Annotated in this window: 8 protein-coding genes; 1 reads left to right on the top strand and 7 read right to left on the bottom strand. The window is 60.7% G+C overall.

Annotated features, from left to right (window positions below; all coding sequences use genetic code 11):
- Window positions 1–1,214: hypothetical protein (locus ABJK56_RS07225; RefSeq protein WP_347243994.1), on the bottom strand; the 1,214-nt coding region annotated here is incomplete at its 3' end.
- Window positions 1,215–1,249: 35 nt separating this feature from the next.
- On the opposite strand from ABJK56_RS07225, the gene ABJK56_RS07220 reads away from it, so the two are divergent.
- Window positions 1,250–1,636, top strand: coding sequence for a hypothetical protein (locus tag ABJK56_RS07220; protein ID WP_347243993.1), 387 nt, complete (start codon window positions 1,250–1,252; stop codon window positions 1,634–1,636).
- Here ABJK56_RS07220 and ABJK56_RS07215 read toward each other — a convergent pair.
- The 6 genes from ABJK56_RS07215 to ABJK56_RS07190 all read right to left on the bottom strand — a co-directional run bounded on the left by ABJK56_RS07215 (window position 1,539) and on the right by ABJK56_RS07190 (window position 7,681).
- Window positions 1,539–2,351: a hypothetical protein gene (locus tag ABJK56_RS07215; protein WP_347243992.1), complete on the bottom strand. Its 813-nt coding sequence runs from the start codon at window positions 2,349–2,351 to the stop codon at window positions 1,539–1,541. The genes ABJK56_RS07220 and ABJK56_RS07215 overlap by 98 nt on opposite strands.
- A gap of 32 nt (window positions 2,352–2,383) precedes the next feature.
- Entirely contained in the window at window positions 2,384–3,934 is a 1,551-nt protein-coding gene (locus ABJK56_RS07210) for a DUF935 family protein (RefSeq protein WP_347243991.1), read from the bottom strand.
- A gap of 9 nt (window positions 3,935–3,943) precedes the next feature.
- Window positions 3,944–5,110 carry a KTSC domain-containing protein gene (locus tag ABJK56_RS07205; protein ID WP_347243990.1) on the bottom strand — a complete coding sequence of 389 codons (1,167 nt, stop codon included), beginning with the start codon at window positions 5,108–5,110 and terminating at the stop codon, window positions 3,944–3,946.
- Window positions 5,111–5,241: 131 nt separating this feature from the next.
- Complete coding sequence (locus tag ABJK56_RS07200; protein WP_347243989.1) at window positions 5,242–6,738, bottom strand: terminase family protein; 1,497 nt, start codon at window positions 6,736–6,738, stop codon at window positions 5,242–5,244.
- Window position 6,739: 1 nt separating this feature from the next.
- Window positions 6,740–7,144, bottom strand: a complete 405-nt coding sequence (locus tag ABJK56_RS07195) for a hypothetical protein (protein ID WP_347243988.1) — start codon at window positions 7,142–7,144, stop codon at window positions 6,740–6,742.
- A 237-nt stretch (window positions 7,145–7,381) separates the two neighbouring features.
- Window positions 7,382–7,681, bottom strand: coding sequence for a hypothetical protein (locus ABJK56_RS07190; protein WP_347243987.1), 300 nt, complete (start codon window positions 7,679–7,681; stop codon window positions 7,382–7,384).
- Window positions 7,682–8,093 lie beyond the last annotated feature (412 nt).

Genomic DNA, 8,093 nt, shown 5'->3' with positions numbered 1-8,093 from the left:
CCCGGCAGGGCGGTGTCCACGGGCAGCGGCCTGTAATAGGCCTCAATCCGTTGCACATGCCGCTGAAACTCCTTGTCGTCCATGCGGCCGTACCGGCACAGTTCCATTTCCTCATCGACGTTAACCGCGTAGCGCCGGGCCAGCCCATCGAGAATCCGCCGGCGCTCCGAATTCACACGGAGGGCGCGTTCGTGTTCCAGTTCCCGGCGGAGCTGGTAGATTTCCCGCTGGGCCTCCAGGACGGCCTCCCGCTTCGCGTAGTGCGTCGTGCAGCGGTACTCTTCGACACGCTTGGGACGGTCCTTGTCACGTTCCGGGCGGGCCGGTTCCGCCTCAGCCTTATTCACGGCGTCGTCGCTATCCTGATCGGGTTCGTCGTCCGGTTCGTCGTCGGACTCTTTCGCATAGGCGGTTTTCGTTGCCTTGTCTTCGACCGGCGGCTGGCCGTTTTCGGTTTTTTGCTCTCCGGGCTTTTCGCTGGCCGCCATCTGCTGGCGAACCCACTTGTACCAGTCGGTGCTCTCGATGGCCTTTAAGATGGCCTGAATGTCTTCAGGGGTTAAAGCTGCCATGGCATACTCCGTCTTGCGATGTTCCGTTTCAAATGCGGGCACTGTGACGCTTCCAGGGGCAGGGAGCGTCGCGGCGTATTTTTCGCAGTAGAGGTCCCCGTCCCGCGCGTGATAGAGAAACGTCATACCGAGGTCCAGCCGTGGCGTCTCCGCCCCCAGCATGGCAATCGGATCGAGGAAAATCCGATCCGGGTCGAATCCGTCCTTGGGGACCCAGACTTCGGGACTGGGACGCGGATAACGCTTCAGTTTCTCGAATTCCTCCTTGAAAATATGAAAATCCGCCGTGATGACTGCTCGCCCGTCGCGTTCCTCCACGCGAAACGGCCCGGCGAAGCCAATGAGCGGCTTGTCGCTGCCCTCCGGGTCCGTGTGTCCGATGCACACCGCCGCATAATTGCCTGTTTCCTCAATCCGCCGGTTGCAGTTTCGGGCGATCTTTTCCAGGGCCTCCCGGTCGTAGGTCACCGGCGTCCCGTCCCGCAGGCGGGTGCTGTGTTCCGCGAACACCACCACCCCCGGCTTGTTCACGTACTTGTCCGGGGGAAACAGGCTGTCGGCGGTTCGGTTTTTGGGTTTGTCAACGGCCACGCTCATGACGATAATATAAGGGGTCGGTTTTCCAAAATGCCGCCACAGCATTTGCCAACACACCCAATGCTCCGGAGGTTGGCGCTATGAAACTCTCGATTCTTCTCGACCCTCTCAAGCGGCTGGCGCACCGTGTGTTCCTCGCCTATGCCCACTATCGCTGGCGACGCTGGCGATGCCCCTGGAGGTTTTATCAAGGCCGATGGTACGTGGTGGTCCGAGATAGGGACATGCACAAGGAAAAGGTCAAGGTCATCACGTGGTGCTGCCCGGAAACAGGAGACATCGAGTCCATCTGTATTCCGGTTCCGGGCTATGACTATTCAGACTACGTTCCGTTTGAGGATCGAATCCCGGATTCCGTGTACTTTCCCCTTATGCTGGGAACGTCTCCCCCTCCCGATGAACCAGACGACGTTCCTCAAAGAACCGACGTATGGTTTGCTTTTGAGTCCGAAAAATCCCAGGATTGATCCAATACAAGGCCAGCAACGTGGCAAATGCCTCCTGACGGTTTCTTAGAATGGCCTCTTTCAGCTCCGGTTGATAAACGGAATGAACGATTTCTGTCTTTTCCGACTCCCATGCCGCCCACCACTGGTCGGAATCGCTGATCCTGTCGCCGGACGTGTCTCGATCCACGATGTGCGCCAGCTCGTGGGCGTAAACATAATATTCGTGGATCGACTTTGGGGGGCCATTCCATACGACAATGGCTAAACGTTTTCCCTCTTTGGTTTCCACCCATCGAACAAATCCTGCGAGGCTGGAGCGCTCGACTTTTTTGCTGAACACGTTTTTAAGGTGTGTGTCCCACTGGGCCACCTCGTCCAAATCGCTGCACACGATCATCGTGGCATGGTGCTGAGCCAGTCGTCGCTTGGCTTCTTCACCCAGACTGGGCCAGATGCGCGTGATGGCGTGCTCCGCCATGCGGCGGTTGTTCTGGCGCCTTTGTTCCCGCTCCCGCCGCTTTCGACCGAACCCCAGACTTTCTGAAACCCTTTGCCAGATTGTTCGCAGTCGTTCCCGAAACGGATGGTCTGAAAGGGGATCGGTCTTCCCACTCTCGATGAAACCCCGCCGCCACTTTTCCTGGTCCTGTTCTGGCTCCTGGAGACTGTGCCAGCGGCTTTTGAGGAGAATCTGTAAGCGCCCCTGGTACACCCGCGTGATCCCCTCGGGCATTCTTTCGCGGGCGTAGGTTTCCGGGAGAGGACCTAATCCCGCGTCAAGCCCTGCCGGTGGCCGGTCAAGCCGGAGAAAGGGTCCGCGGGGACCTCCCCGACCCCGCCTACATCGAGCAATCCCGGCGCAGCTTGTTGGGCCTTCTCCCCTTCATCCCCTCTGATGGAAAGGACCTCATCATCCTCTGCCGGTTCAGCCAGGCCAAGAAGCTCGCGAACATCCCGAGCGCGAATGGCCAACCCCATCTGGTAGGCGGCTTGAATGGCTTGGAGCCGGTCCAGTGTGTCGGGCTTTTCTGTCTCGATGACCAGGCGGAGCGGGCAATCCTCAATCCACGGAAAGTTCCATTTCACAATGCGGGCCACCAGCTCGCTGGTCAGCGTTTCAGCGAGGTTCTGGGCGTCATACTTGACGATTTGAAGAAACGTGTCCAGGTGAATCGAGGCAAGGTTGGATCCCAAGCCGGTTGCGTGGGCCTCAGTGGTCAGCGTCTGGCCCAATATGTACCTCTTAATCTGATGTCCAAAGTAGTCGGTGATGATGTCCTTCAGGGCGGTGGCGCCGGCCATGTTCCGCTCAATGACCTCGACGCCGAACATCTGCCCTTCGGGACCCGCGGGGCGGGGGATCACCAGGATGTTGCGGGCGTTACCGATCCGCTCTTTTGCCGCGTTGATAGTATCCTCGCGGGCCTTTTCCGAACCGGCGGGGTAATACCAGAGTTCGAGTCCGAAGGCGGACCGCTCCAGATACTCCATTAGCCACGCGAGGGCCTCTTGTTTTTGGTACCAGGTCCAGTAAATGCGGGAACGGATACCAACGCCAAAAATCCGCGCGGCATTTTGCGGGGCGTACCAATCGCCGTCCTCGACCATGTGACGGTGAATCGTGATGAGTTCACGGAGGTGCGGCGGCGGAAAATACGCCAGCCCGTAGTGCGTCGGGAGAATCTTTCCCCCGTTGGCCTCCGCCCACGCCCGCCACCGCTGCACGTTTTCCGAAATGCCCGTGCTGGCGCCGATCCTGACGCCCACACAGTCCGGGTCGAAATCACCACTCTCATCATCCCATCGCCACACCAGCTTATCGCCGTGAAGCGGCCGCCACTGCCGAATGCCGATGAGAGATCTCCCCTTGCGAAGCATCCACCCCGCCGTATTCACGACGGCGTAGCGGCCGAAAAACAGTGCTTCGAGTAACACCTCGCGGTACTGCGTAAAGCGGGGAATTTTCCTCAGAATCCATGTGACCGTGTCGGCAATCTCGGCCTGCTCTTCGTCGTGGGGGTCGTCGGCTTCGAGGTGCCAGTCCAAAAGGGCCACCGCCCGCTTGCGGACTTCCAGCGGTTCCATGACCGCGGCATCCTGGCGCATGTATTGCGCATTGGCCCAGGAGTGCTGAAGGGCCTCGTCGGACGGAACGTAGCTTTTGCTGGCCCCGCCCATGACCCCCGCAAACGTGACTATGTGGGGGACCGGGGGCTGGCCGAGATTAGGGGCCACCCGCGACTTTGCTTTCCCGTTGCCACCCAGGGGCTTTCGCTCGATGGTGTTTCCTGAAATGAAAACCAGCTCGTCAGCCATTTCTGTCTCCTAGTCGATCACTCCGACGCCGAACAGTTCGGCCATCCGTGGCGGGATAGGGCCTGTGGGTTTGAACGTCCGGGCCACTTCGTAGGGTTTCACGGACTGAAGCCACTTTCCGCGGGGCGTTTGAACAAGGCGGGGAATGAACACTTCACCGTATTCGCCCGAGTAGTCGCCCGGCTTAAGCGGGGCGAACGTGGCTTTCCGCGGGACATAACCCCCGGCAATGGCCACCAGCCGATAGTCGAACCGGTGACCCGAAACGGTCCCGCGAATCCGCAGATTGTCCCAGACCCAGCCGCCTTTTGATCGCGACTCCAACAGATCCATAAACATTTGTGGCGGCACGTAGCTATACGCATAAATGGGACCCGGTCCGCTAGGCACGTAGTCTTGCAGGTCCTTGTCCCACTTTTTCTGCCAGAACCGAACGAAAAGCGTGCTGTCCCGCGCGTCGTAGGCCACACTGTGGACGTTGCTCGACTGCACGTCCACAAACTTTCCCGTGTTGATCGGGTGGTCCGGCGGTAGGCCGACAATCCCGTGCAGCGGCGACAGGTCCACCTCTCCGCCTTCGACCCGTCCCGACCGGGGCGTGAAAATCTCCTGGAAAAGGTCTTGTTCGGTCACTTCCGGCGGGCCGAGAAAATGGGCCGCCATCGTCTCGCCCGTCTTCTCCAGCCATTCCCACGCCGCCGCCTTGGCCCGCTCATAAACCGGCGTCCCCGGCTTCACGTTTTTCGGTGACGGGAGGACCTCGTAGCCGTAGGCGCGGAGAAAATTGATCGCGCCCTGGAGCAGCCAGGCCTCCTTGCCCGGCTCGAACCACATGCGACCTGGTCCGAACATGCTGAGAAGCAGCTTGCCGGGGGTACCGAGGGAATTCAGCCACTCGCGAACCAGGTCGCCCAGATCGTCATTACGTTTGGCGTACCGTTCGATCGTCCACGTCAAATTGCCGAACCGCATTCCCATCATGCCGCGGAGGGCCTGCGGTCCCGGACCCCAAAGCCGCAAGGCGTTGATGACCTGGTCCACGTCGGCTGGCCGCGGCGCGCGACGCCCCCACGCGGCGTCGAATAGCTTGCCGATCGGCGATTCGGCAAACACCTTCTTCGCCGCCAATCGGGCGTCCCGATGGGCACGATGAAAAAGCGGTGAAAACTCGGCCATGCTGTTAATGTACCAGCGCGGAAAGGCGGAATACCGCCGTTATGAAAGCCCGCGGGGATGGCAATAAAAGTTACCTATTTTCACCGGGGCGCGCTCAACGGCGCTCAACGAAGTTAAATTAGGCAAAGTTTCTATCGCCAGTCGAAAGGCACGCTGGACCTCCCGCCCGGCCGATACTGAAGCGATTCAACCCGCCGCGGCGCATGCTCCGTGAGAATACGCAGGGCCATTTCGAGGGCGTCGGGGCCGTCATCGTGTTGCCCTTCGGGAAATTGCTTCAGTTGCTCGACCACCAGCCTTGCCCCGGGCGAGTCCGCGAATCGAAGCTCTTTCGCCGCCAACCACGGCCCGAGACGCCGAATCCGCAAAATCTTCGGCAAGTAGTTGGCGATATAGACGACCGGCAGTCGGACATTGAACCCCGCTTTTCCCCGCCGCTCCAGCTCCTGCGCGAACAGTAGCTGAAACTGGTTGGTCTCCACCCCCACGAAATCCGGGCGCAATCGGTCGAAAAGATCAAGCGCTGCGTCCAGTGTCGCGGTCGGCGGACGCACCGCCAGATCGGCGTCCACGTACACGAGGCCGCTCTGCTTATGCAGCCCCGCCCACACAATGGCGGCGTAGTCGCTCGCTGAGTCTTCACGCCCCCGGCTGGGATCGATCGCCATGACCACCGTCGAAAAATCGCGTCGGTCCGGCCATTCCTCATCGGGGACCCATAGCCAGTCCCCAAAGTATTCCGCGGGCCACTCCGTGCCCCCGGCCTCCACGGGGTTCTGCTGATAAAGCGCCGCAAAGCCCCGCGGGTCGGCCGCACGGATTTCCTCCAGCTCTTCGCGGGCTAAAAATTCCGGCCAGAGGGCCTCCCCCGGCAACCGCCGGTCCCCCGGAGTCCGTTTTTCAACCGCCAGCGCCGGCAGCGTGACCACCTGCCATTTTCCTAGCCCCCTCCCCTTGAGTTTGAGAATCCGCCCCACCAGGTCATCGATGTGCCACCTGGTCATGGTGATAAGAACCCTCGCGCCCTTGGCCCGCCGCGTCCAGAAATCGCGTGTGAACCACTCCCACACCCGGTCACGATAGACCTCACTTTCCGCCTCTTCGGCCGATTTGATCGGGTCGTCGATGATCCCGAAGTCGAATCCGAAGCCCGTTATCGCCCCGCCTACCCCCACAGCGCGCAGATAGCCCCGGCGCTGAGGAATCTCGAAATGTCCGTCCGTCCGCTTGTATCGCCCCGCGCGCAGCCCGCGTCCAGGCAAACGCAAGGGGAACAGTGATTGATATTCCGGGCTTTCGATAATCCGCTGGACGTCGCGGGAATTGGCCTCTGCCAAGGCCGCCGTATGCGCGGCCATGATGATCCGGGCGTCGGGGTTTTCACCCAAGATGAGCGCCGGCAATCGACGGGAAACCAGCTCCGTTTTCCCATGCCGCGGGGGCATCGAGATGATCAATTGCGGCCACTCGCCCTGCCGCCACCTATCCAGCGCCTCCGCCACCAGCTGGTGGTGCCAGTGGACCTGGTAATCGGGGAAAGTCCATCGCGTGAACGGTAGCAGCGCCCGGCGGGCTTCACGCCGCCACGCCTCGCGTAAGGCCGGGGGCAAATCCGCGGGGCGCGGCATGTCACGATTGCCCTCCCCACAGCTCCGCAATAGACTGATAGCCCATAGCCCGGGCCTCTGCCTCGGCCTCGGCCATCAGCTTATCATCGGGCACATCGGCCAGATCATCACCGCTTGCAACCAGTGGGGGCACGTCCACACGAAACTTGGGACGGTACGCACTCAAAAGAAAAGTGAGAAGTCGATCAGAACCAGCCAGCGCCCGCTCGAACGCCGCCCGCTCCAGCCGGTCGTAGGCCATCTCTCGGGCTTCAAGAAACCGTTTCCGGTACTCCGGGTCTTTCAGCCAGTGGTAGTGCGTGCTTCGTCCGACTCCGGCCGCTTTCGCCGCCTCACTGATGTTGGCCAGCTCGGCGATGCTCTTCAGAAATTTCTCTTGCGCGATCTCGGTTTTGAGTTCGCGCATCCGGGCTGCGCTCTTGGTACTCTTTTTCCGCCGTTTCGCCGTCACTTTCTTACGCCCCGCCGACGCCGCCGCGTCCGCTCATACACGGGCCTATCGAACTTAAAGCACTCCGACAAATCCTGTTCGCGCCAGTAGCGTGCCCACCCCACTTCGTAACAGTCCGCACACAGAGGAAACACCGACGGCCACCCGGTCCCCGGTTCGCGATAGTAAACATCGTCCGTCAGCCGCCTACACTCACGGCATTGCACGGGGTGGTTTTTCATTATCACGCCCTGGTACAAGACATGGCCTTGCTTCTAGCAAGTAACGGAGCCGTTGCACCTCGCGCCTTGTATCCTCCGCGCTTTGCGACATGTGTTCCAGGCAGTCGATTTGCTTGGTGATCGCCTCTGTGTTCGCGCGCACAACATCCTGCGTGCTTTTGCTCAGGACGATGATATTTCGGACCAGCCAAGCGCAAAACCCAAGCAGCGCCAGCGCGAACGCCGCGAAGCCAGCCTGAACCGTCCCGCTCCAGAGGGTCACGTCGCCCATCCCTAGCGCCTCCGGAACAGCCGCCAGCGGTAGATACGCTGGCTAGGGACAACACACTGTCCACCGGCGCAGCTAGCTGAGAAAGAAGAAGAGGGGACGGCGGCCGGGTCCCAGCTTCGGTCCTTCGCGTCCTGTGACACACCCTCAACCGTGACCGCCGCCGTCCGGTCCACAACAGCACACAATTTATAATCGGGCGTTAACAGGCGATAGTCAAGTATGAGTGCAAACATTAGGTCGATCATATCAGCAGATAATCCAGCTTCTTGATTGGGAACCCATCCAGGTCACCGACCGCGTAGGCCTCCCCGCGGCGAACCACCAGGTCGAAGTCCTCCGGTGTGCAGCGGTAGCACCCCGGGGGCAGCGGATAATCTCCGTCGGGACCGGTCACCCAGCCGTCGCCCCAGGA

Origin of the sequence: Thermogutta sp., assembly GCF_039793925.1 — a bacterium.
Classification (GTDB): Bacteria; Planctomycetota; Planctomycetia; order Pirellulales; family Thermoguttaceae; genus Thermogutta.
The sequence above is the reverse complement of the archived record's forward strand: the minus strand, read 5'-3'. Positions and strand labels throughout refer to the sequence as shown.

Excerpts from the sequence above, each read along its gene's own strand:
- ABJK56_RS07220 (WP_347243993.1), top strand. The coding sequence starts at position 1,250 with ATGAAACTCTCGATTCTTCTCGACCCTCTCAAGCGGCTGGCGCACCGT.
- ABJK56_RS07215 (WP_347243992.1), bottom strand. The coding sequence starts at position 2,351 with ATGCCCGAGGGGATCACGCGGGTGTACCAGGGGCGCTTACAGATTCTC.
- ABJK56_RS07210 (WP_347243991.1), bottom strand. The coding sequence starts at position 3,934 with ATGGCTGACGAGCTGGTTTTCATTTCAGGAAACACCATCGAGCGAAAG.
- ABJK56_RS07205 (WP_347243990.1), bottom strand. The coding sequence starts at position 5,110 with ATGGCCGAGTTTTCACCGCTTTTTCATCGTGCCCATCGGGACGCCCGA.
- ABJK56_RS07200 (WP_347243989.1), bottom strand. The coding sequence starts at position 6,738 with ATGCCGCGCCCCGCGGATTTGCCCCCGGCCTTACGCGAGGCGTGGCGG.
- ABJK56_RS07195 (WP_347243988.1), bottom strand. The coding sequence starts at position 7,144 with ATGCGCGAACTCAAAACCGAGATCGCGCAAGAGAAATTTCTGAAGAGC.
- ABJK56_RS07190 (WP_347243987.1), bottom strand. The coding sequence starts at position 7,681 with ATGGGCGACGTGACCCTCTGGAGCGGGACGGTTCAGGCTGGCTTCGCG.